Genomic DNA, 23,886 nt, shown 5'->3' with positions numbered 1-23,886 from the left:
TATTTCTTCTATTTTAATATAAACGCTTTCAAAAAAGATAGCTATTGGTAAATTTTTTCTTTTTTTGGACAATTTTAGTAAGCTCTTTCAAGGTTATTGAATGCGGTTACAGATTCGATGTATAGTAAGGATGTAATAAATAAGGAAAGAGGGATAGAAATGAAAAAATTGATAACTTCTATTGTAACGGCAGCAGCGCTTTTGACTTTGGCGGCTTGTGGCAGCAGTGGATCTAGTTCTGGAGATTCGGGTGGTTCTTCTGATAAAGTGACTGTTTGGGCTTGGGATGAAACCTTTAATATCAAAGCAGTAAATGAAGCCATCAAAGTATATGAGAATGATGATGTCGATGTTGAAGTCGTGACGATGTCACAAGATGATATCGTGCAAAAACTAAATACCAGCTTGGCTTCAGGGAATACGGATGGCTTGCCAAATATCGTTTTAATTGAAGATTACCGTATCCAAGGGTATCTATCCTCTTATCCAGATGCATTTAGTGACTTGACGGATATCGTCAATGAAGATGATTTTTCCAGCTATAAATTTGCGGTCAATAAAGTTGATGATGTGATTTATGGCGTGCCGTTTGACAGTGGTGTGGCTGGATTATTCTACCGCACAGATTACTTAGCAGATGCTGGGTACGAAGCAGCTGACTTAGAAGATATTACCTGGGATGATTTCATCCAAATCGCCAAAGATGTCAAAGAAAAAACTGGCCATCCAATGATGTCGCTGGATCCAAGTGACTTAGGCTTGGCACGGATCATTATGCAGTCTGCTGGTGAATGGTATACCGGTGAAGATGGAACAACAGTAACGATCAAAGACAATGAATCCTTTAAAGCAGGATTGAATGTATTGGCGACACTATTGAATGAAGGTTTGGTTGAGCAAGTATCTGATTGGGATGGCGGCGTCAACGCGGTACAATCAGGGAATACCGCTTCTGCACCAACAGGCGCGTGGTACTCAAGCACGATCCAAGGTGCTGAAGATCAAAGCGGCAAATGGGCGATCGCACAAATTCCATCTATTGCAGGCAACAGCAACTCGGTCAATGCATCCAGTATCGGCGGTGCCGGCTGGTATGTCATCAAAGGTGTGGATGGCGAAGACAATGCCAAAGACTTCTTAGATAAAACATTTGCATCGAACAAAGAATTGATGGGTACGTTGGCAACTGAGATTGGGTTAGTATCGACAATGAATGCCGCTGAAGAAACAGAAGAATATACTTCTGGTTTGGACTTCTACGGTGGTCAAAAAGTCTTCCAAGACTTCTCTCAATGGTCACAAGAAATCCCAGCTGTAAACTACGGCAACCATACCTATGCCATCGAGTCTGTCTTGACTGAAAGCTTGCAACGGGTCATCAATGGCGAAGATATCGATAAAGTATTAGAAGATGCACAAACACAAGTAGAAGCACAGATTGCAAACTAATCGAACAACTTTGCAGAAACTCGTGAGCAATCGCGAGTTTCTGTGTTAAGGAGGAAACACCATGAAAAATAAATCAAAAAATTGGTTTGCCAATGGCAATGCATTTATCACATTACCGGTTATTTTGATTTCAGCATTGGTCTTTATCCCAATGATCTCAGCGTTATTTACATCTTTTCAATCAGGTACACCAACGGCCATGACCTTCAACGGGTTGGGGAATTATCAGCGAATGCTAACAGATTCTACCTTTAAAAAAGCCTTTGGCAATACGTTTTTATATTTATTGATCCAAGTGCCGATCATGCTCTTTTTGGCATTGGTCGTGTCGAACATACTGAATGACAAAAAATTAAAGTTCAAAGGATTATTCAGAACGGCCTTGTTCTTGCCTTGTATCACCTCGTTGGTTTCGTATTCATTGATCATGAAAAGTTTGTTCTCAGCCAATGGCTTGGTCAATAATTTCTTGACTCAGATCAATGTGATCGATACACCGATCCAATGGTTGACCGACCCATTTTGGGCTAAAGTCTTGATTATTTTTGCCATTACTTGGCGCTGGACCGGTTACAATATGATTTTCTTCATTTCTGGCATGCAAAATATTGAACCTAGTATCTACGAAGCTGCGGAAATCGACGGTGCCTCAAAATGGGACCAATTTTTCAAGATCACGATTCCCAATTTGCGACCAATTATTCTTTTCACGACCATCACTTCAACGATCGGTACCTTGCAATTATTTGACGAAGTCCAAAACATCACAGGCGGCGGCCCTGCAAACGCGACGACGACATTGTCGCAATATATCTATAATTTGAGTTACAAGTTTACGCCAAACTTTGGCTATGCCGCAGCGGTTTCCTTTGTGATCGTGATTGCGATCGTGATCTTGTCGATCATCCAAACCAAAATAGGAGGGAAAGAAAATTGAAAACTTTATCACTAACACTCAAATATCTCTTTTTATGTATCCTGGCTTTCATCTCGATTTTCCCTTTTGTGTGGATGATCTTAGGCATGACCAATCAAACCTTTGATATCGTTGCAGGGAAAATAATGATTGGTGACCAATTGGTCATCAACTTCCAAAACTTATTTGCCTCAGATCTTAATTTTACCCGTGCCCTTGGAAACTCCGCCTTCATCGCTGTGATCACGACGATCTTTGCGCTGCTCTTTTCATCGATGGCAGGGTATGGATTTGAAATTTATCGAACCAAAACCAAAGACCGTATTTTCAACATTTTGCTCTTGTCGATGATGGTGCCTTTTGCGGCATTGATGATTCCCTTGTATCGGATGTTCAGTAAGCTGAGCGGCACACCAATCGGGATCAACACCTTTGCTGTTGTGATCTTACCGTCTGTATGTACTGCGTTCTTGATTTTCTTCTTCCGGCAGAATATCAAAGCTTTTCCGAAAGAATTGGTGGAAGCCGCTCGGATCGATGGATTGAACGAATTGAGTATTTTCTTGAGAGTCTATATGCCGACAGCCAAAAATACCTATGCGGCAGCAGCGATCATTACATTTATGAATAGTTGGAACAATTATTTGTGGCCATTGGTTGCTTTGCAATCACCGGACAAACGGACAGTGCCACTGGTTCTATCGGCAATGGGTGCCTCGTATACACCAGATTACGGCATGATGATGTGCGGGATCGTGATCGCTACTTTGCCGACAGCCATTATTTTCTTTGTTCTGCAAAAACAATTTGTACAAGGCATGCTAGGTTCTGTGAAATGACCATGACAAAACAGCTGGAAAGGATATCCCATGATTACATTTGATCAAACGAATCATATTTTTCATTTAAGCAATGGGCAGATCAGTTATGTGATGCAGATCGAAGAAGGCGGCAATCTTGCCCATATCTATTATGGCAAGTATCTGACCCATTATTCTGGCGGGTATCGTTATCCCCGCATTGATCGGTCTTTTTCGCCAAACCCGCCAGGAAGTAAAGACCGTTTGTTTTCATTAGACACAATGATGATGGAGTTTCCCGGTAATGGCTTTGGCGATTTCCGCGAAGCAGCCTATGACATTCGGCATCAAAACGGCAGCCACGTGACCCATTTTGTCTATCAAGGACATGAAATCATGCAAGGCAAACCAATGCTGGCTGGCTTGCCTCAAACCTATGGAGATGCTGACGCAATCGAGACTCTGTGCCTGTCCCTCATAGATGAAACGGCCAAACTGGAGCTGAAGTTGTCTTACTCGATTTTTTCTGATACCGCAGTGATCGTTCGTTCTAGTCAGCTGATCAACCACCATGAGCAGCAAGTGCGGATCGAACAATTCGCCAGCCAATCGATCGACTTTCCCAATCGTCCGCTAGATTTGATTCATCTGCATGGTGCATGGGCACGGGAACGTCAAATGACCCGTGAATCGATTCAGATCGGCACCAAGCGCTTGGACAGCAAACGAGGATCCAGCAGTCATCAGCAAAATCCCTTCAGTATCTTAGCCGATCCGCAAACCAACGAAGTCCAAGGCACATGTTTTGGTTTTAGCTTGATTTATAGCGGCAGTCATGAAACGGTCATTGAACGAGATCCCTATCAGCAAACGAGAGTGATCATGGGGATCAATCGTGACCATTTCAATTGGCAGCTCAATCAAGGAGACATCTTCCAAGCGCCTGAAGTTGTGCTGGCATACAGTGATCAAGGATTGAACCAATTATCCCATGTATACCATGACTTTTATGACCAGCATTTGATTCGCGGCAATTTCAAAAACAAAGAGCGGCCCATCTTGATCAACAATTGGGAAGCCACTTACTTTGATTTTGATGAAGATAAATTGGACCACTTAGTGGACGAAGCCAAAGCACTAGGCATCGAACTATTTGTGTTAGATGATGGCTGGTTTGGTCAGCGGGAAGATGATCAGACATCCCTTGGTGATTGGTTCGAAAACGAAGGGAAATTGGCCTCAGGGCTTGCAGGATTTGCCAAGAAAGTCAAAGACCGCGGGCTGCAATTTGGGTTGTGGCTAGAACCAGAAATGGTTTCTGGCGATAGTGAATTGTATCGCGCCCACCCTGAATGGCGCTTAGAAGTCCCGCAGCGCCAACCAGCATTGAGCCGCAGTCAATATGTGTTAGATTTTTCCCGGCAAGATGTCCGTGACCACATCTATCAACAGTTGCAAAAGCTGTTTGATCGCGTGCCGATCGACTACATCAAATGGGATATGAACCGCAATATGTCCGATGTCTATTCCTTGCTGCTGGACCCAGCCCAGCAAGGAGAAGTCGCCCATCGCTATATGCTAGGGTTGTATGACTTTCTGGAAAAATTGACAACGGCCTATCCACAGATTCTATTTGAAGGTTGTTCTGGTGGTGGGGGTCGGTTTGACCCAGGTTTCTTATATTATATGCCGCAGATTTGGACCAGCGATAACACCGATGCCATTGCTCGGCTGAAGATCCAGTATGGCACCAGCTTGGTTTATCCACCGTCAACCATGGGGTCCCATGTGTCAGCCGTGCCGAATCATCAGACCCATCGCATCACTGATCTTTCCATAAGAGGACACGTGGCGATGTCAGGATTATTGGGGTATGAACTAGATCTGACCCAATTGACGACAGCTGAGAAAACAGCCATCAAAGAGCAAATCCATGTCTATAAGCAACATCGACACTTGCTGCAATTTGGCAGATTTGTCCGCTTGCTGAGCCCTTTTGAAGGCAACGATACAGCCTGGATGTATATCAGTCAGGATCGATCGGAAGCTATGGTCTTTTATTTCCGTGTGTTAGCTGAAGCTTCTGCGCCATTGGTGACATTGAAATTGCAAGGCTTAGATGTTGAGAAACAATACGCTTCCGACTTAGGGATCCAGGGTGGGGATGAGTTGATGCAGATCGGCTTCTATGTGGATCCGCACTTGGCAGGAGACTATGCTTCTCAGATGTACCATTTCAAAGCGATCGATAAGCACGAGATGTGAGCAGACAGTATCAAACATGTGCATAACTAAAACAAGGACTGAAAGGAAGCTTTCAGCCCTTGTTTTTGGTTCTTTTTTTCAGATCACTGAAGGAGTGTCTGTGATGAAGTCCAACAATCGATAGAGGATACGCTTGTTTTCTGCAGGCACCTCTTGCATCAAAATTGCTGCAGGGTCTTGCTGCAAAGCATTCTTGCTATCCGCTGCGTAAGCCCCATCGTTGATGACCATTTCTCGCACATTCTCAACCAAGGGTTCAAAGTGAAACTGCAAGCCAATGATCCGCTGGTTCAGGATAAAGCCCTGATTGGCAACCAGGTCACTGCGAAACAGCCGCTGTGCATCATTCGGTATCTCAAACATTTCTTCGTGCCAATGCAAGACGGTCATTTGATCTGGCAGTTGCGGGATCACCGATGATTCAAGATAGACTGGTGCCCAGCCTACTTCTTTATGGGGGGCTTTCGTTACGGCATATCCGAGGGCTTTGACGATTTGCTGTGCGCCATAGCAGGCCCCAAAAATTGGTTTATTTTGCTTGATCAACGCCAAAATCAGTGATCGTTCTTCACTGATCCATGGCAGTGGATCATTTGGGCTCATGGGGCCACCCAAAATTACTAAGAAATCAGTTTCATCGGCAAGGGGCAAGACACCGTTGAAGTGGTAAGGATGGTAGATGAAGACCTCATGACCATACGTTTTTGCCCAATCCATGATTGCGCCAGGCCCTTCGTTTGGTGTATGTTGCAAAATGTTGATACGCATAGTTGTTCCTTTCTTATCGACGGCAATGTTGGCTGCGGGTTTCGCCTGCAAGTACCCGTTAATGTTGGCAGTGTAGCATGAGATCCAGCCAAAGTCAAAAGAGCTGCGACGCCTAAAAGCGGAGAAAGAATCTTTTCTTTTTTCACCAAATAGGCGTATGATGAAAACAAAGGATGGTTGTTGTTGGTTGAACATGAAGGAGGCGGTCAGATGGACGGTCATACATTGGCTGGTGAACCAGTCACAGAAGAAACATTACTAGCTGGCGGGTATCGAAAATACCATGGCGAAGCGATCGATGTCTATTATAATAAGTAAATCTGCATCCACAGTGGCAACTGTGTACGAGGAAATTCCGCTGTGTTCGAAGTTGGAGGCAGACCCTAGATCATGCCAGATAATGGCGAAGCACCGCAAGTAGCGCAAGTGATCCATACTTGTCCAAGCGGCGCCTTAAAATTTGTCACGAAGGAGCAATCATGATGGAAATCGTAGAAGAAAAAAACCGTTTTGCTTTAAAAGACGGCGACAAAGAAATAGGTGAAATGACCTGGTCAGATGCCGGAACTGAGCGCATGATTATTGATCATACCTTTGTTGATCCTAGTTATCGCGGACAAGGACTAGCGGAAAAACTTGTCGCCAAAGGGGTAGAAAAAGCCCGTAAAGAAAACAAGAAAATCATTCCCTTGTGTCCATTCGCCAAGAAAGAATTTGAACAAAAATCCGAGTATGGGGATGTGTGGAATCGATAATCGATGAAGCTCAACAAAAGAAGTCTTTACCTTTTTGCTGGTAAAGACTTCTTTTGTTTATGAAAAATAATGTTGATGAAACGCAATATGCCGTTCAATAAACGAGGCAATCGTGAAATAACTATGGTCGTACCCTGTTTCTGATTCATAGCGCACAGATGCGCCAGCTTCTTTGGCAGCTGTCAGAAAATCAGTCTCAACTAGTTGGGTGTCATAAAAATCATCCGCTGTACCTTGTGTGATCAATATCGGCGGTGGCGGTCCATCAACGTTGGCCACCAATGCCGTCGCATCCCATGCTTGCCACTTGGTCTGATCTTCTCCTAGATAGGCAGTAAAGGCTTTTTTTCCCCAAGGAACGACCGACGGATGGCTGATTGGGGCAAAAGCGGAGATGGCTTTAAAACGTGCTGGATTTTTTAATCCCAGAATCAAGGCACCGTGCCCCCCCATAGAATGACCCATGATACTTTCTTGACCGGAAAAATGAGGAATCAAGTCATAGACGATGGCTGGCAATTCCTTGGTCAGATAATCGTACATATGGAAATGTGCTTGCCAAGGCGCTTCCGTGGCATTCAGATAAAATCCAGCCCCTTGGCCTAGATCCCAATCTTCACTATCCGCAACATCTACGCCTCGAGGAGAGGTATCCGGCATCACAAAAGCGAGGTTCTGCTGGGCGGCATATTTCTGGAACGCGCCTTTTTGGCTGAAGTTATCATCGGTACAAGTCAATCCTGCCAACCACCAGATCAAAGCAGTTGGAGTAGCGGCAGTTGCAGCTTCGGGTAAATATAAACTGAAGGTAGCTTCAGTTTGTAAGGTTTCAGCATAATGACGATACTTGATCTGCAGACCGCCGTGACTTTTGTGTTGTTCAATTATTTTTAGACGCATGCATCGTCGCCCCCATAGGTCAAGATCGTACGGATCGATTCACCGGCATGTAATAAATCAAAAGAGGTATTGATCGCATCAAAGTCAAGATAATGGGTGATGAAAGAGTCTAAATCAATGTCGCCAGCCATATAATCTTGCACCATCCCTGGCAACTGTGAACGTCCTTTGACGCCGCCAAAAGCGGAACCTTTCCAGACCCGACCAGTCACCAATTGAAAAGGACGGGTAGCAATCTCTTTGCCGGCACCAGCGACACCAATGATAATGCTCTCGCCCCAGCCTTTGTGACAAGCCTCCAAAGCGGAACGCATGACATCGACATTGCCGATACATTCAAAGCTGTAATCGACGCCGCCATCAGTCATTTCCACCAAGACCTCTTGGATGGGTCGATCATCGTCTTTAGGATTGACGAAATCAGTGGCACCCATTTTTTGCGCAAGCGGCCATTTGTCAGGATTGGTATCAACAGCGATGATGCGTGTAGCATTGGCTTTCTTTAATCCTTGGATCACAGCTAGACCGATGGCGCCTAGTCCGAAAACTGCGTTGATTGAACCGGATTCAACGTTGGCAGTATTTTTGACTGCGCCTAAACCAGTGGTCACACCGCAACCAAAAAGAGCGACTTTGTCTAAGGGGGCACGTTCATCGATTTTGACTACATTGATCTCGTTGACCACCGTATACTCGCTAAACGTGCTGGTGCCCATATAATGATAAATCGGTTGACCTTGGTAAGAAAAGCGAGTGGTTCCATCTGGCATCAAGCCCTTGCCTTGCGTTTCTCGCACCGCGGAACAAAGATTTGTTTTGCCTGATAGACAGAATTTACATGTGCCGCATTCTGCAGTATATAAAGGAATCACGTGATCGCCAACTGCGACCGACGTAACGTCAGAACCTATTTTGACGACGACCCCTGCGCCTTCATGGCCTAGAACTGCGGGAAAGACGCCCTCAGGATCATCCCCCGATAGCGTAAAGGCATCCGTATGGCAGACGGATGTATATAATATTTTGATCATCACTTCTGTGGCTTTCGGATCGGCCACATCGATCTCGACGATTTCTAATGGTTTGCCGGCTTCGAATGCTACGGCTGCTTTGCTTTTCATATCACATCGACCTTCTTTCAAATAATAGTATGCTTGTGTTCAGTATAACGGTTGTGTCAGATGATTCAATACTGACGAGTTTGTCACTATCGACAAAAGATGGTATAGTGCCTATCATTGGCACATACCCATCACATGTAGAGAATAGGAGAAAACGATGTATCACTATAATGACAAAGAATTTATCCATACCAAAGACCTCGCCATGTATGTCATTGGTGGCAAATACAAGATTGCGCTGATTTGGGCGTTGCTGCAGCAACCGGTTTTGCGGCTGAGTGAGATCCATCGTTTGCTGCCAGCAATCAATCAACGGATGATCATTCGCCAATTAAGAGAACTAGAACGAGACCAAATCATCACCCGTCAGGTTTATCCAGTCGTACCACCCAAAGTCGACTATCGTTTGACGGAGATTGGCTTGTCCTTAAGACCAATCGTCGAAGAAATCTGTCAATGGGGTGATCAGTACTGGGCAACGGTGGAGGGCACCCCTGATTCCACTTTACCAGATGAGGCAACATAAAAGAAATATACGGACGGCGGGTACAAAAAATCACTCTTTGCATGGCGCAAAGAGTGATTTTTTTAATGTTGAAACTGGGCATGGTACAAGCGATAGTAATACCCTTGCAGCGCCAATAATTCTTCATGGGTGCCTTGTTCTACGATTTGGCCAGCATCCATGACCAAAATCTTATCGGCGGCCCGAATCGTGGACAAGCGATGGGCAATCACAAAGCTGGTTTTGCCTTGCATCATGCGTAAGAAAGCATCTTGGATTTTTTTCTCCGTCAAGGTATCGACTGAGCTAGTGGCTTCATCTAAAATCAGCATCGGCGGATTTGAGATCATTGTCCGGGCAATCGTCAGTAATTGTCGTTGTCCGTCAGAGATTTTAATACCTTGATGTCCAATTGGGGTATCAAGTTTCTCTGGCAAGCGCATGACATATTCATACATATAGGCACTTTTCAGCGCAGCATAGATTTCTTCGTCGGTGGCATTCGCCTGCCCATATTGCAGATTCTCTCGTAAAGAGGCATCAAAGAGCCACGTGTCTTGCAAAACCATCCCGAAACTTTGGCGTAAATCTTCTCGTTTCAGTTGCCGGATATCGATACCATCGATTCGGATCGATCCTTTGTCCACATCATAGAAACGCATCAGCAAATTGACCAAAGTGGATTTCCCAGCACCGGTCTTTCCGACGATGGCGACGGTTTCCCCTGGTTGGGCGGTAAAGGTAAAGTCTTCGATCAATTTTTGGTCTGGATCATAGGCAAATGCGACATCTTCAAAATCGATTTTCCCTTTGATCGATGTTAAAGCATGAGATTCTTGGTCATCAGCAGATTCTGGTTCTTGATCCAACAAATCAAAGGTTCGAGCCAAGCCAGCAAGTGCTGTTTGGATTTGGGTAGTGATCCCGGACAATTCGATGAAGGGTTTCGAAAATTGCGTCGAATAAATCGTAAAACTTGAGATGACACCGATCGTAACCGATCCCGTGCCAGAAAAGAACAAAAATCCGCCGACGAACCCAACCGACAAGTAAGCCAAATGATCCACAAAGCGAGAGAGGGGATTGGTCAATGAAGAAGAAAACTGGGCTTTTTGCCCGCGGACATTCAAGTCTTGATTGATGGTTTCAAACTGTGCTTGATTGATTGCTTCACGGTCGAACGCTTTGACGATTTTTTGGTTGCCGATCATTTCAGTCACAAAGCCTGAAATCTCACCGACGATCTCTTGCTGCCGAGCGAAATGAGATTGGGAAGTTCTTGTAACGACCCAGTTGACCAAGAAAATGATCGGTGTGGATACCAAGACGACCAGCGTCAACGGAATACTCATTTGGCACATCACGATCAAGGCAATCAAAACCACAGAAATCCCCGAAAAAAGCTGGTTGAAGACAGCTGAGACAGCAATCGATATATTGTCCATATCATTGGTAAAACGACTGACGATATTCCCATGTGATTGTTGATCGTAATAGCGCAAAGGCAATGTATTCAAATGGGCGAATCCTTGCTTACGCAAATCGGCGACAGAAAGATAAGCCACCCGATTGCCTAACCGTTGGATCAGCCACTGACTGATCACGGTCACCAGCATCACACCGCCAAAGAGCAGCAGAATCCGGAAGAGCGCATTGAAATGGACTTGGTCAGCACCAATCAGCTGATCCACCCCTTGACCAATCAAATAGGTCATATAGACACTAGAGACACCGGCAGCGATCCCAAGGACCACAGCAGTCCAAGTTTCTTTATGGTAGGCACCTAAGTATGGGAAGTAACGGGCCAAAGCGGACCAATCAATGGATTTCTTTTTCATTTGTCTTCCTCCTCTGCTTGAGATGTGACGATTTCTTGGTAGGCTGTCGATTCAGCCAATAAGGTATCGTGGGTTCCTTTGCCAACAAGTTTCCCTTGGTCTAACACGAGTATCTGCTGCGCATCTTGGATCGAACGGACCCGTTGGGAGATGATGATCACGGTGCCCCGCAAGTTTTCTTTTAAGGCCATCCGTAAATCAAGATCTGTTTGATAGTCTAAGGCACTCAATGAATCATCAAGGATCAAAATGTCTGGTTGGGCGATCAACGCTCGGGCAATCGTTAAGCGTTGTTTTTGTCCACCTGAGAAATTTTTGCCTCCTTCAAAGATCGGGGTATCTAATTGCTTAGGCAATGCTTCAACAAAGTCGCGGCTTTGAGCGATAGCTAACGCCCGCCAACATTCTTCATCGGTGGCATCGGTTTTGCCCCACTGCAAGTTTTCGCGAATCGTGCCAGAAAAGAGGACCGCTGTTTGCGGCACCATCGCAATTTTTTGCCGCAATTGCTGTAATGGCCATTTTCGGACATCTTGGCCATCCACGATCACTTTCCCAGCCGCTACATCATAAAAGCGGGGAATCAATTGAGTCAAAGCAGACTTACCGCTTCCTGTTGGCCCAGTAATACCCAATGTTGATCCAGGCGTCACTTGGAAGTCGATGTTTTGCAGCGCCAGACCGTAATCTGCTGAGAAACGAAAATCGACATGTTCAAAACGAATCGCACCAACATTGTTCTTCGGTTGATCTAAAAAGACTTCAGAGAGTTGATCATCAATTGAAGGTTCTGCATCCAATACCTCGTTGATCCGAGAAGCAGAAGCCGCGGCACGGGTAAAGATGATGACTAGATTCGACACGACGATCAACGCCAACAGCATTTGGTTCATATAATTGACCAAGGCCAGTACTTGTCCTTGCTGCAAATGACCAACGTTGACTTTGAACCCGCCGATATAAAATAACCCAATGATGGCGATATTCATAATGAAGGTTGTGGCCGGCGTGAGCAATGCCGATAAATTGGTGACCCATAAATAAATACTGCCCAGATCATCTGTTGCTTCATCAAAACGTTTGGTTTCGGTTTTTGTTCGCGCAAATGCCCGAATCACGCGAATACCGCTTAAGTTTTGGCTCACTAGTTCATTCAATTGATCGAGTCGCACTTGGACTTTTTGATAGAGAGGAACCGTTTTTGAAATGATCCAAAACAAGACAATACAAAATAAGGGCAACACCAATAAGAAAATCAGACCTGCTTGCCAGTCAATGACAAAGGCCATCACCACCGAGCCAATACTCAAGAAAGGCGCACGAACCACTAAGCGAATCAACATAGCCAATGCAATTTGCATCTGATTGATATCGTTGGTCATGCGGGTGATCAGCGTATCTGTGCCAAAAATATTCAGTTCATTATGTGACAGCGAATTGATTTTCGCCATCAAGCGATTGCGCAGCTCAGTACCAAATCCCTGAGATGCCACCGATGCATAATATTGACAAATCACGGCACAGATCATCCCAATCACTGACATCGCAATCATCCATAAGGTCATTTCCACGACTTTGGACCAATTGTTCTGACGTAACCCTTCATCTACTAATGTCGCCATCTGCAACGGCAAAACTAGCTCGAAAACAGCTTCTAAAAATTTAAAAAACGGACCAAGGATGATTTGTTTACGATAATCCTTAGCATAACGCAATAAACCTAGCATAATTGCCTCCTACACGATTCATTTCTACACCCACAGGTGCTTTTTATTTTTTGCTCCTTCATTTTTGCGCCCACTCAGCAGCCAACAGGCCAAAGACCAAGCTATCTGTCCATTGGCCTTTATTCCACCAATCCTGGATAAAATGAGCTTCTTCCCGCATGCCAATGCGTCGACAGCAATTGGCAGAAGGGGTATTACGGGCATCTAATGTTGCTTGGATACGATGGACCTGCTGCGTGCTGAACAACCAATTGATCAATAGCTGGAGTGCTTCTTGCGCAAAACCTCGACCAGAATAAGCAGGATCAAAGGCATAGCCAATCTCTACACAATCAGGTTGTCCTGTCCGCCAGACGGATAGATCGCCAATGACCCGATGATCGTATACCACCGCTAACGAGAGCGCCGTCTGATGGCTGAGGCGCTTTTGGACACACTTTTTCTGAAAAGCTTCAGCGCTGTTGGCGGACGTCCAGGGCTCGTGCAAAAGGTACTTGCACACAGCAGGCTGCTTGTAAAGTTGAAAAAGTGTGTCCTCATCTTTAGCTTCAAACGTTCTTAAATATAGTCGTGTTCCTTTAATCTTATCCATGGGCCCTCCTATTCTTCAGTGCTATCTTATCACAGACGATGACTAGGTAAAATACAACAGCCAAAAGCAAACGCTTCATTGAAAGATTTGGTTGGATGACTAAAAAATAATGGGAATAATCAAACAAACAGCTGCTCACAGCGTGAGAGAAACCGCGGCTGCCATTGACCCAACGTCAAAATAGTCAATGGGAATTGGAAGCGATAGCCTTGATTGGCATAAGCAAAATGCCATGTGGCAGTAGAAAGATGACGCTGTAATTTGACCTTTTTCATGTCTGACAAAGGAATCACCTGGGCATAAAGTACTTTTGTTGAAAAAAGATTCAGCGATAATATATGTAATTGCTGGTCATTCAATACGCACAAGCACCGACTGGAAGGTGCATTGAAAGATTGCCAAGTGCCATATGCAATTGCGGCCCCGTCAGTGATATACGGTGCCGCAAGGCGATGCAGCCCTTTTTTTGTGAGAAAAAACATGCAACACACTCCTTATCTTTTAATACGTTAAACAGCGATAACCCGGAAAGGGAAAACTGAATCTGAATCAATCATCTACTTGAAAAAAACAAGCGTACTTTGATAATAGCAAGAAAATCAGAATGCAACAAATGAAAAAAACTGTGAAGAAAGCCTGTCTCAACGAGATCTGCAGCGATATTCGTGTCTAGGAGACGAATATTCTAAAAAATAGGTTGCGTTATTTATTACAATCGCTTCAAAAATACACCGTTAAAATGATAAAACTTCTTAAAAAAATAGGCGTATACTAAAAATTCTGGTACAATCGGGGAGAGCAATTCAGGAGAAATGAAGGAGGCACTATGGATAGAAAGACGAAATACAGCCGAAAACGAGCAACTAAAAAGCGAGATAAGCGACGAATCATTATAGGTATCCTACTTTTTGCGTTAGCAGGAGTCTTTTTATTTGCAGGGTATACGTATTATGCGGCCAAAAGCTCTGTCGATAAAATGTATAAAGAATCTGCAGTGATCACATCCAATAAAAAAAATGAAGACAATAGTCTCCAAGCTTCTGATGTCGATGGCAAGTTTGGCATCTTACTGATGGGGGTCGATAATGATGCGGAACGTGAGAAGACGGAACATTTAGACAGTACCCGGGCGGATAGCTTGATCTATATGGTCTATGATGGGGAAAACAAAAAAATCGATATGGTGAGCATCCCTCGAGATGTGTGGACCAATATTTATGATGGTACAGGGAATGGCACGATCGTCAGTACTGCCAAGATCAATAGTGCCTTCGCGATTGGTGAAGAAGATGCAACGATTGAAACCGTTCAAAATTATTTACAATTACCAATCAATTATTACGTCAATATCAACTTTACCAGTTTTGAAAAAATCATCGATGCCATTGGCGGTGTGACCGTTGATGTGCCCTATGATATCAACAAAAAATACACCTCCGACAACACAGGAGAAACATTGATTCCTGAAGGCCGCCAGTTGCTAAATGGGGAACAAGCCTTGATTTTTGCCAGAATCCGTAAAATGGATACCGACGTAGACCGCGGCAATCGTCAGCAAGAAGTCATTGAAGCGGCGATCAGCCAAGCGCTGAAAATCAACAATGTCACCAAATACCAACAAATTCTTGATTCCGTGAGTGAAGATGTCAATACCAACTTTAAGTTTGAAGACTTGGTTTCATTGGCAGGGAATATGCTGTCTGGATTTGACATCGAAAAACATACCTACGAATGGTACGATGGCACCTCTTATGATGGCCAATCCGTTGTCTACATCCAAGATTATTCTTATACTGAGGTGCGCAATGATATGTTGAAAGCACTCGGTCAGCTGACAGATACAGAAACGGGTACAGAAACCACCACAACCGATCAAGGCACTGATCAAGAGTGGGGAACTGAATCGTCAGACACTGGAACAGATTATAACTATTAAACAAAGGCCCGCAACACCGATCGGTGTTGCGGGCCTTTGATGCTTCAATCAACTTTTGCGTAAATCAACCCCTCGATCGCCTGTTCGATTCGAGCGAGATCACAAGCAGAAAGAGACGCTTCGATGATGACTGTTTGCTGATGCACTGCCTGCGTTGCTTCGACTTTATGCGTACCGATGATCAAATCAGCTTCTTCTATATGTTCCATGAAACGAATTTTACAACGATCAAAGAAATGACCCTTGACCCGCTCTTCAATATAGTGCTTCATCGTCATAGGGACATAAGAATGATTATATAGATGGATTTCTGGCAAAACATGCTGAATCGGAAAGAGGTAGACGCAAAGCAACAAATTCGTTTGCTTGGCATAGTGTGTATCAAACTCAGGATGTTGCGTCACAAATATTGTCCAGGCGCCTTCAAATGTTTTGGTATAAGCCGGATACAATCGTTGGATGTTTTGATAATCATTTAAGTGAAACAGTTCGAACAAAGCATCATCTAATCGAAAAAAGAGATTGGCCAATAACTGTCTGTTGATCTGCGAAATGGCACGGCTGCGCTCGCTTCGGATCTCACCAAAGACTGTTTCAAATGCAAGCAGCCAACTTTGGCTGGCGGCGGTCTGTGTCTCATTGATCGTTTTTGGTAAATTGATATCAAGGCTGAAACCAGCCCAATCCGCAGATAAAATCGCAATAAATAGAAAGGACCAGTCATCCGGTGACCAATGGCTTAAAAAGGACGGTTTATCAGGAATCAGCATATCTTGATAAAACAGCAGTTGTTGGATAGGAAGTATGACATGTTTCCCTCCACGTATGGCTGGATCAGCAACGAAAAGCAGCATAGCCAAAATCGTTTCTTGGTGGCTGTTCGTCTGTAGCTGCAACTGCTGGCTGACTTGATGCGCCAATGTGTTGTATGGCTGTATGTCCACAGAAAATGGCAGACCTGCCAATGTCCGATGGATGTAAAAAATCAAACTAAAAGTCAAAATTCGGATGTGGTGTTCAGGCCCATGCAAACGAATCGTTTTTGAAAAAGTGAGCCGCAAATCATAAAAAGCCATTTGCTGATTGATGTCTTTGATCCGTCTGCGCAATGACGATTCACTGATAAAGAGCGTGTCGCACAGGTCACTTGTCGGTACATTTCTTTTGATCAGCATCGTGATCAAGATCAAATAACCCGTGTCTTTCGACATAATCATGTTCAAAGCGTCATACAGATTGCCATCACGACTATACAAATGAACTCCGCGGTGTTTGTTGATCTTCAGGGATAATTCCTCGGGGTCAAAGGCGTCCCGAATCTCTTCCAGTAGTTCATTCAATGCTTTCTTGACAACATATTGATTTGCATAACCAATCTGCGCGACCAAAAGCTGAGTGGGAACAAAGTCGTGGTGATTATTTAAAAGCAGCAGCAGGTCTTTTTTTACGCGCGTGTGTAAGTGCAATCCAAGTATAGTTATCAACTCCTTAAAAAAATACAGTCTGACATAATAGGCTAATTATAAACCAAATCACTCAATTAAGATGGTTTGACGGGATCAGAACGATGGTCAGAAAACGAATAAATGAAACCGGATTTTTGGACATTTATTCACCAAAACAAGTGCTGACTAACCGTTCATCCATTCCTGGTTTACCATTTAGCGGTACAGAGAATATCGGACAAATAAGTCAGAAGATAATAGGGTCGATAGAATTTTCGATAAAAAACTGGTGTTTTGTTATATTTTTTTTGAGTTAGATCAAACATTAATGCGCAATAGTACCGTGAATATGGCCGTGGTGGTATGCTTGGATCAAAGGAAAAGGACAAACAACGAGAGGAAGTTCTCTTATGGAAAAACAGCAAACACAACAAGCCCGCAGTATTGTACTGCTAACACATCTATTAGGGTTTATCGTCAAGTTGATTGGTTTTTTGTTCAGCGGCAGTGCCGTGCTGATGAACGAAAGTATTCATAGCATTATCGACTGTTTGAACCAAGGGTTGCTGGTAATCGGCGAAAAGCGTGCCCGGCGTGGTCGCAGTGACCTGCATCAATTTGGCGAGGGCAGAGCGATTTATTTCTTTAGCACAGTGGTGGCGATGACTGCTTTTTTAGGTGGTGGCTTGTTGGCGGTCGTTGAAGCTGGCCGTGATTTGTTCGATCCAGGCCATGAAGTGGAACACATCCAGTATGTCATCGCCATCTTGTTTGTTAGTTTGTATATAGAAGTGACCGCTGTACAAAGTGGTGATCAGGAAATCAAAGACGAAAACACCCAGCGCGTGCCGTTGCTGCATTTTTTGAAAGACAGCCGTGATGCCGATTTATTGCTGGGTTTTACCGAAAATCTATTTGCTTTAGCCAGTGTCGTGATCGCATTGGTGGGCATCTTGTTGACAGCAGTCACAGGCAACGCTGTCTTTGACTCCCTCGGCGGCATCTTGGGCGGACTGTTGTTGTTGCTGGCTGCTGTTTTTTTGGCGCGTGAGTTTTATAGCTTGTTAATGGGAGAAAGTGCTTCACAGCAAGATTTGGCCAAAATAAAGACTTGCTTCACACGACCAGAGATCGTCAACGTCAATGACTTGCGTACCTTACACTTGAGTACCGATGAACTATTGATCGTGGCAGATGTTCTGCTCAAATTAGAGGCGCCTCTGGAACCCCATGAGCTGATAGATGATATTGAAACGAACATTCGAAAGGTCATGCCGCAAGTGAAAATCTACTGTTATATCGAAACGGAAGAATTGTGAGCGGTTTCTGTTCACTCATTTGCTGGCAATGGTACAAAAGGTGAAAAAAGCAAACTCTTTTACATTCGGAAATGGTATACTATTTCCGTGCATTTAAATCAAGACATCGTCTTGGACTGGTTCGAAAACTTCCCAGGTTAAAAAACTAAGTATCTCTCAAAGATTGGAGGTTGGAAATAAATGCGAAAAGTGATTATCGATTGTGATCCTGGTATCGATGATACGCTGGCATTGATGTTGGCGATCAAAGCCCCAGAGATCGATGTGGTGGCGATCACGACTGTCTGCGGCAATGCGCCGGTAGACATTGGCACCAAAAATGTGATCAAATGCTTGGAACGCTTGGATCGTTTGGATATCCCGATTTATCAAGGCGCAAAGCAACCCTTGAAACAGCCCTTTATCAGCGCCCAAGATACCCACGGGATGGACGGCTTAGGGGAAACGAATAGGCCAATCAATAGCAGCAAAACCATTGAAGCCCAAGGGGCAGCCAGTTTTCTGGCGCAAACATTTGCCCATGATGTGCCGATTTCAGTGATTGCGCTGGGTCCATTGACCAACATTGCGACCGCCCTGCAATTGAATCCGGACATGGGCCGTCATATGGACCGCTTCGTTAGCATGGGGGGTACGTACAAAAGTCATGGCAATTGTTCGCCCGTCGCTGAGTATAATTATTGGTGCGATCCCGATGCCGCTGCGTTGGTTTTTGACAAGTTAGGTACTTGTCTCGAAATGGTCGGACTTGACGTAACGAGAGCCATCATATTTACGCCTACGCTGATTGAGTATTGCTGTCGAATGGATCCTGATACAGGAGGCTTCATGCGAGATATCACCCGTTTTTATGTTGATTTCCATTGGCAGCAAGAACGCATTCTCGGCTGCGTGATCAATGACCCGCTGGCGATCGCGTACTTTATCGATGATACCTTATGTCAAGGGTTCGACAGCTATACAGCTGTTGAAACGAAAGGACTCAGTCGCGGACAGACATTGGTGGACCGCTATGATTTTTGGCAAAAAGCTGCCAATAGCAAAATAATGACTGACGTCGATTCTCGTCAGTTTTTCAAGAAGTTTTTGACCGTTCTCTTAAATGCACACAAAGAAACGATCGAAGCAGATCTAGAAAAACTACAGATGGGATGATCAATAATGAAACAAAACAAACACACACTGTTCAACGTCAGAGTCCTCACGTTGATGGCACTTTCGATCGCAATCAACTTTTTAGGCGGAACCATTGCCCTTTGGTTAAGATTGCCAATTTATCTAGATAGCATCGGTACGATTTTTGCTGGCGCGCTAGGGGGACCAATCATCGGTCTGCTGACAGGATTAAGCAGTGGCGTTCTTAGTGGTGTCACAACAGATATCTTCTCGTTGTATTATGCCCCCGTTCAAATCGTCACTGGGGTGATGGCGGGTCTATTATTGCGAGGCAAAATCATCAAAAGAGGCTCTTGGAAATTACCAGGTTTGGCCTTGCTTGTCTCACTGCCAGGCACAGTGGCGGCTTCCTTTATCACTGTCCGTTTATTCGGGGGAATCACCTCTTCGGGTTCTAGCATGATCGTTCAGGTGCTGCACGGTCTTGGGTTGAATCAAATCCTTAGTGTGATTTTGGTCCAAGCGGGTACGGATTATCTGGATCGCTTGTTGTCGGTCGCTGTCGTTGCGGCTGTCGTGTTTTTGTTACCAAAGCGCAGTACCTTCTTCACACGCGCTTAAAAGAAACGACGCATCGTAAATGGATGCGTCTTTTTTGTGCATATTCTTGGGGAAATAAGGCAAATATGTGTGAATCATCATCAAAAACAGCAAATTAATATTTTTTTTTGGTGTTTTTTTTCTGGTATAATTGAGATATCCTGATTGCATTCTCTATGAAATGGCACTGGCTGTAAGATGTAACCTTATGAATCACAACATGCCTATGAGATTAAGTGATAGGGTGCCACGTTCCATCTAAATTCCTTGTTCCTATACAGGAATGTGTGCGCTTTCTTCTTGCGGGTCAGGTCATGATCAGATACGTAACTCATGTTTTTTTACTTATATTGTGAAGCAAAATTATTTACCAATACCCTTGATCCATGATAGGTTAAGAGTAAGCCAAATGATTTTTTCACAAACCGATTGTGTCTTTTTTAGGAACAAGTATTTGTTGTTCTTTTGTAGCTGATGCGCCCTTGCAGGACCCAATGACTCCAAGCACAAGTCCGTCACTTTACTTGAAGCCATTTTTTGCTATGCCTAAATCAGTCAACGATCGGTTCTGATCAACCATGCCAAATATAAAAGGAGGAATTTGATGGAAAAATTTTACCAGCAAACGACTGAAGATACCTTGCAACACTTTGAAAGTGACCGACAACAAGGGCTAAGCGGGAAGACTGCCAGCCAACGATTAGAAAAATATGGAGAAAACACGATCCAGCAACAAGAGTCCCATAGTGTGTGGGCATTGCTGTGGGACAATGTGAACAATTTGATTGTTTACTTGTTGATCGCAGCCGCGTTACTCTCTTTTGCGATGGGGGAAACCATTGAAGGAGTTGCCGTACTGATCGCCGTTGTGATTGCTGTGATGACAGGGTTCATCACTGAATTGCGGGCGCAAAAGTCGATCGATTCCTTGCAAGACATGATTTACACTACCGCAAAAGTGATTCGTGATGGAGAAGTGACCGAGATCGAATCGGCCCACATCGTACCAGGTGATATCTTAGTCCTAGAAGAAGGCGACGCGATCGCAGCCGATGCCCGTCTTCTTGAAAGCAGCAATTTTGCGTCGATCGAGTCCGCTTTGACCGGTGAGTCAGAAGCCGTTGACAAAGATGCAAAAGAAATCTACGACGACGAAATGCCGTTAGGAGATCGTCGGAATGTGGTGTATGCCGGTACGGCTGCAACCCGAGGCAATGCCTATGCCGTTGTCACAGAAACCGCAATGGAAACAGAAGTCGGCAAAATCAGTGATATGCTGACTGGCGACAAGAAACGCCGGACGCCATTAGATATCGAATTGGACAAATTGGGCAAAGCCATCATTATTGCCGCACTCTTTGCTGCAGTAGCAGTCTTGATTGCTGGGCTATTGACCGATCAGCCTTTCGTGGAAATGATCCATATTTCGATCATTCTCGCAGTGGCAGCGATACCCGAAGCCATGCCAGCTGTTTCAACGATCACTTTGTCTCGAGGCATGCGGATCATGGCAGAACACAAAGCCTTAGTCAAATCACTGTCAGCCGTTGAAACGTTAGGGGCCACTAGTATCATTGCCAGTGACAAAACAGGCACGTTAACAGAAAATCAAATGACTGTCGCTGAAATTATCCTAAGCGATGGATCAACCTATACCGTATCAGGCAACGGCTATGAGCCAGAAGGTAAATTTTATGATGCAGATGAACAGGAAATCAATGCCAAAGAGACACAAGCACTGCATCAAATGATCCGCAATGGCGCCTTATGTACCACAGCTTCATTACGAGAAAGTGACGGACAATACGAAATATTAGGCGATCCAACCGATGGCGCCTTTGTTGTCTTAGGCAAAAAAGAAGGCATTGACCGCCAAACAGCTGAATCAGAAGGATTGCAAAAAATCGCTGAAATGCCTTTTGATTCAGACAACAAATTTATGGTGACAGTCTACGAAGGCGAGCAACGGACCTTGATTATCAAAGGCGCGCCAGATGTCTTGATCGAGTTAGCCCACGCCGATAACGAGCGGACGAAGGAATTGGAAGACTACAATAGTACGTTGGCTAGCCATGGCCAACGGGTGATTGCAGTCGGAAGAATCGATGATTACCAAGGTGGTACCGAAGAAGCTGATTTACGGGAAGCTTTGCAGCATATCGAGATCCAAGGGTTTGCAGGCATCGTCGATCCGCCCCGGACAGATGTCAAAGAAGCAGTCAAAGTGGCGCAAGAAGCCGGGATTCGTGTGAAAATGATCACTGGGGACCATCCACAAACTGCATCCATGATCGCCAAAGAAATTGGCTTGAAAGACTATGATAAAACGATGACCGGTAAAGAGATCGATGATGCTGTCGGTCAACCAGGCTTCAATGAACGCATTGAAGAAGTGGCAGTTTTTGCCCGTGTCTCACCTGAGAACAAACTGCAATTGGTGGACGCGTTAAGAGAAGAAGGTGATATCGTATCGATGACAGGTGACGGTGTCAATGATGCCCCAGCCCTTAATGGCGCCGATATCGGAATCGCCATGGGGATTCGCGGGACTGAAGTGGCCAAAGAATCGTCAGATATGATTTTGACTGATGACCGTTTTGGTACGATCGTTGATGCCATCAAAGAAGGACGGATCATTTTTGACAATATCAAGAAATATGTGTCTTTCCTGTTCTCTTGTAATATGGTCGAGATCGTGACGATTTTCTTGAGTGTCATTTTCTTGATGCCGATCCCGATCCAGCCTTTGCACATCCTGTTCTTGAACTTGGTGATCGATATCGCACCGGCGATGGCGTTAGCTTTTGAGCCAGCAGAAGATGAGATCATGCAACGGCAACCACGATCAAAAGAAGATAGTTTGGTCAATAAGCGATTCTTAGGACGGATCATCTTGAGTGGTGTCGTGATCGGGCTAGTCGCCTTTGGCTTTTTCACCTACTTGATGCATACCAACCATGAATTGCAGTATGCCCAAACAGCGACCTTCACCTTTATGGCAGTCGCACAATTGATGCATATCTTCAATGTGCGCAAGAGCAGCGGCTTTGGCTTAGACAAGTCTTTCTTGAAGAACAAAGTGCTTGTAGGGGCGATGCTGTTATCTGTCGGCTTACAGTTGTCGGCTGTCTATGTGCCAGTGATGAATCAAATTTTAGGGACGATGCCAATCCAAGCAGGAACTTGGGGAATCATCTTTCTTGCCGCCGCCATCTCTACCTTGGTGGTCATGGGCTTGAAGAAAGCTTTCCAACTGAAATAAGCACCACAGCAAAGACGCCGCAGATTGAGTATTTGCGGCGTCTTTGTTGATGTTTTTGCCAAAAAAATGACAATATCCTTTACAAATCAATTGGAAAAGCTTATCATTGATGAGTCAACAGTTGACAAGTCAACGATGGAAGGAGCCTGTGACAGATGGATTTATCGATGCTCAGCGACATGCTTTATCAATTGAAAATCGCCAATCAAGAACTAACTGCCGCTTTTGAGAAAGAAACTGGCTTTAGTTTGACCCGTTATCAACTGCTGCATGTGTTGCACGCACAAACACGCTGCACACAGAATCAGCTGCAAGCAGCATTGCGGATCGATAGTGCGGCAGTCACCCGTCATCTAAAAATATTAGAGGACAAAGGATTCGTCACCAGAAGCCGCAACAAAGACAATAACCGTGAAATTTTTGTCGCATTGACGGCGAAGGCCATCGATGATCTCGCTGCTTGCAACGACAAGCATGCCCAAGACCAAGAAGGCTTAGGCATCCGATTGACAGCAAGTGAAGCACAGCAATTACAAGGATTACTCACCAAACTTATCCAATGAAAGAAGGAC

General features: G+C 44.7%; 19 protein-coding genes, 2 pseudogenes and 1 riboswitch. Of the genes and pseudogenes, 13 read left to right on the top strand and 8 right to left on the bottom strand.

Annotation, left to right across the window (positions count from 1 at the left end):
* Positions 1 to 159 precede the first annotated feature (159 nt).
* From ACYVRS_RS06635 to ACYVRS_RS06620, 4 genes and pseudogenes are all read left to right on the top strand, one after another.
* On the top strand, positions 160 to 1,449 hold the full coding sequence (locus ACYVRS_RS06635) for an ABC transporter substrate-binding protein (protein ID WP_461202997.1): 1,290 nt from the start codon (positions 160 to 162) through the stop codon (positions 1,447 to 1,449).
* Positions 1,450 to 1,510: 61 nt separating this feature from the next.
* Positions 1,511 to 2,386, top strand: coding sequence for a carbohydrate ABC transporter permease (locus ACYVRS_RS06630; protein ID WP_054116145.1), 876 nt, complete (start codon positions 1,511 to 1,513; stop codon positions 2,384 to 2,386).
* Positions 2,387 to 2,397: 11 nt separating this feature from the next.
* A pseudogene (locus ACYVRS_RS06625) lies at positions 2,398 to 3,204 on the top strand (carbohydrate ABC transporter permease); the annotation flags it as partial.
* Between the two features lie 30 nt (positions 3,205 to 3,234).
* A complete protein-coding gene (locus ACYVRS_RS06620) occupies positions 3,235 to 5,430 on the top strand; it encodes an alpha-galactosidase (protein WP_461202996.1) in 2,196 nt (731 codons plus the stop codon).
* A 78-nt stretch (positions 5,431 to 5,508) separates the two neighbouring features.
* On the opposite strand, the gene ACYVRS_RS06615 is transcribed toward ACYVRS_RS06620, so the two are convergent.
* On the bottom strand, positions 5,509 to 6,198 hold the full coding sequence (locus ACYVRS_RS06615) for a type 1 glutamine amidotransferase (protein ID WP_312541162.1): 690 nt from the start codon (positions 6,196 to 6,198) through the stop codon (positions 5,509 to 5,511).
* Between the two features lie 210 nt (positions 6,199 to 6,408).
* Here ACYVRS_RS06615 and ACYVRS_RS06610 point away from each other — a divergent pair.
* Together ACYVRS_RS06610 and ACYVRS_RS06605 are read left to right on the top strand one after the other, a co-directional pair.
* Positions 6,409 to 6,681 (top strand): annotated as a pseudogene (locus ACYVRS_RS06610) ((4Fe-4S)-binding protein).
* A complete protein-coding gene (locus ACYVRS_RS06605) occupies positions 6,681 to 6,953 on the top strand; it encodes a GNAT family N-acetyltransferase (RefSeq protein WP_461202995.1) in 273 nt (90 codons plus the stop codon). Before ACYVRS_RS06610 ends, ACYVRS_RS06605 begins: the two are co-directional and overlap by 1 nt.
* A 57-nt stretch (positions 6,954 to 7,010) precedes the next feature.
* On the opposite strand, the gene fghA is transcribed toward ACYVRS_RS06605, so the two are convergent.
* Entirely contained in the window at positions 7,011 to 7,853 is an 843-nt protein-coding gene (fghA, locus tag ACYVRS_RS06600) for an S-formylglutathione hydrolase (protein WP_461202994.1), read from the bottom strand.
* Positions 7,844 to 8,974 (bottom strand): S-(hydroxymethyl)glutathione dehydrogenase/class III alcohol dehydrogenase, encoded by a 1,131-nt coding sequence (locus ACYVRS_RS06595; protein WP_461202993.1) that lies wholly within the window; start codon positions 8,972 to 8,974, stop codon positions 7,844 to 7,846. Before ACYVRS_RS06595 ends, fghA begins: the two co-directional genes overlap by 10 nt.
* Before the next feature lie 157 nt (positions 8,975 to 9,131).
* Here ACYVRS_RS06595 and ACYVRS_RS06590 point away from each other — a divergent pair, with 157 nt between their 5' ends.
* The gene (locus tag ACYVRS_RS06590; protein ID WP_312497970.1) at positions 9,132 to 9,500 is read left to right on the top strand and encodes a winged helix-turn-helix transcriptional regulator; all 369 of its coding nucleotides are present in this window, start codon (positions 9,132 to 9,134) and stop codon (positions 9,498 to 9,500) included.
* A 62-nt stretch (positions 9,501 to 9,562) separates the two neighbouring features.
* Here the strand turns inward: ACYVRS_RS06590 and ACYVRS_RS06585 are convergent, their stop codons facing one another.
* The 4 genes from ACYVRS_RS06585 to ACYVRS_RS06570 all read right to left on the bottom strand — a co-directional run bounded on the left by ACYVRS_RS06585 (position 9,563) and on the right by ACYVRS_RS06570 (position 14,118).
* Positions 9,563 to 11,317, bottom strand: coding sequence for an ABC transporter ATP-binding protein (locus ACYVRS_RS06585; protein ID WP_461202992.1), 1,755 nt, complete (start codon positions 11,315 to 11,317; stop codon positions 9,563 to 9,565).
* On the bottom strand, positions 11,314 to 13,044 hold the full coding sequence (locus ACYVRS_RS06580) for an ABC transporter ATP-binding protein (RefSeq protein WP_461202991.1): 1,731 nt from the start codon (positions 13,042 to 13,044) through the stop codon (positions 11,314 to 11,316). Before ACYVRS_RS06580 ends, ACYVRS_RS06585 begins: the two co-directional genes overlap by 4 nt.
* 58 nt (positions 13,045 to 13,102) lie before the next feature.
* The gene (locus ACYVRS_RS06575; RefSeq protein ID WP_461202990.1) at positions 13,103 to 13,636 is read right to left on the bottom strand and encodes a GNAT family N-acetyltransferase; all 534 of its coding nucleotides are present in this window, start codon (positions 13,634 to 13,636) and stop codon (positions 13,103 to 13,105) included.
* A gap of 119 nt (positions 13,637 to 13,755) precedes the next feature.
* Positions 13,756 to 14,118, bottom strand: coding sequence for a hypothetical protein (locus ACYVRS_RS06570; protein WP_313539304.1), 363 nt, complete (start codon positions 14,116 to 14,118; stop codon positions 13,756 to 13,758).
* Positions 14,119 to 14,462: 344 nt separating this feature from the next.
* On the opposite strand from ACYVRS_RS06570, the gene ACYVRS_RS06565 reads away from it, so the two are divergent.
* The gene (locus ACYVRS_RS06565) at positions 14,463 to 15,572 is read left to right on the top strand and encodes an LCP family protein (protein WP_461202989.1); all 1,110 of its coding nucleotides are present in this window, start codon (positions 14,463 to 14,465) and stop codon (positions 15,570 to 15,572) included.
* Positions 15,573 to 15,616: 44 nt separating this feature from the next.
* Here the strand turns inward: ACYVRS_RS06565 and ACYVRS_RS06560 are convergent, their stop codons facing one another.
* Entirely contained in the window at positions 15,617 to 17,038 is a 1,422-nt protein-coding gene (locus ACYVRS_RS06560) for a helix-turn-helix domain-containing protein (protein WP_461202988.1), read from the bottom strand.
* A 389-nt stretch (positions 17,039 to 17,427) separates the two neighbouring features.
* Here ACYVRS_RS06560 and ACYVRS_RS06555 point away from each other — a divergent pair, with 389 nt between their 5' ends.
* From ACYVRS_RS06555 to ACYVRS_RS06535, 5 genes are all read left to right on the top strand, one after another.
* Complete coding sequence (locus ACYVRS_RS06555; RefSeq protein ID WP_461202987.1) at positions 17,428 to 18,336, top strand: cation diffusion facilitator family transporter; 909 nt, start codon at positions 17,428 to 17,430, stop codon at positions 18,334 to 18,336.
* Between the two features lie 110 nt (positions 18,337 to 18,446).
* Positions 18,447 to 18,491, top strand: a riboswitch (PreQ1 riboswitch).
* Positions 18,492 to 18,516: 25 nt separating this feature from the next.
* The gene (locus ACYVRS_RS06550) at positions 18,517 to 19,491 is read left to right on the top strand and encodes a nucleoside hydrolase (RefSeq protein ID WP_461202986.1); all 975 of its coding nucleotides are present in this window, start codon (positions 18,517 to 18,519) and stop codon (positions 19,489 to 19,491) included.
* Between the two features lie 6 nt (positions 19,492 to 19,497).
* Positions 19,498 to 20,073, top strand: a complete 576-nt coding sequence (locus ACYVRS_RS06545) for an ECF transporter S component (protein WP_461202985.1) — start codon at positions 19,498 to 19,500, stop codon at positions 20,071 to 20,073.
* Between the two features lie 583 nt (positions 20,074 to 20,656).
* Entirely contained in the window at positions 20,657 to 23,314 is a 2,658-nt protein-coding gene (locus ACYVRS_RS06540) for a cation-translocating P-type ATPase (protein ID WP_313539316.1), read from the top strand.
* A gap of 155 nt (positions 23,315 to 23,469) precedes the next feature.
* The gene (locus ACYVRS_RS06535; protein WP_313539318.1) at positions 23,470 to 23,877 is read left to right on the top strand and encodes a MarR family winged helix-turn-helix transcriptional regulator; all 408 of its coding nucleotides are present in this window, start codon (positions 23,470 to 23,472) and stop codon (positions 23,875 to 23,877) included.
* Positions 23,878 to 23,886 lie beyond the last annotated feature (9 nt).

This window comes from Enterococcus salsurae, assembly GCF_054784955.1.
The sequence above is the reverse complement of the archived record's forward strand: the minus strand, read 5'-3'. Positions and strand labels throughout refer to the sequence as shown.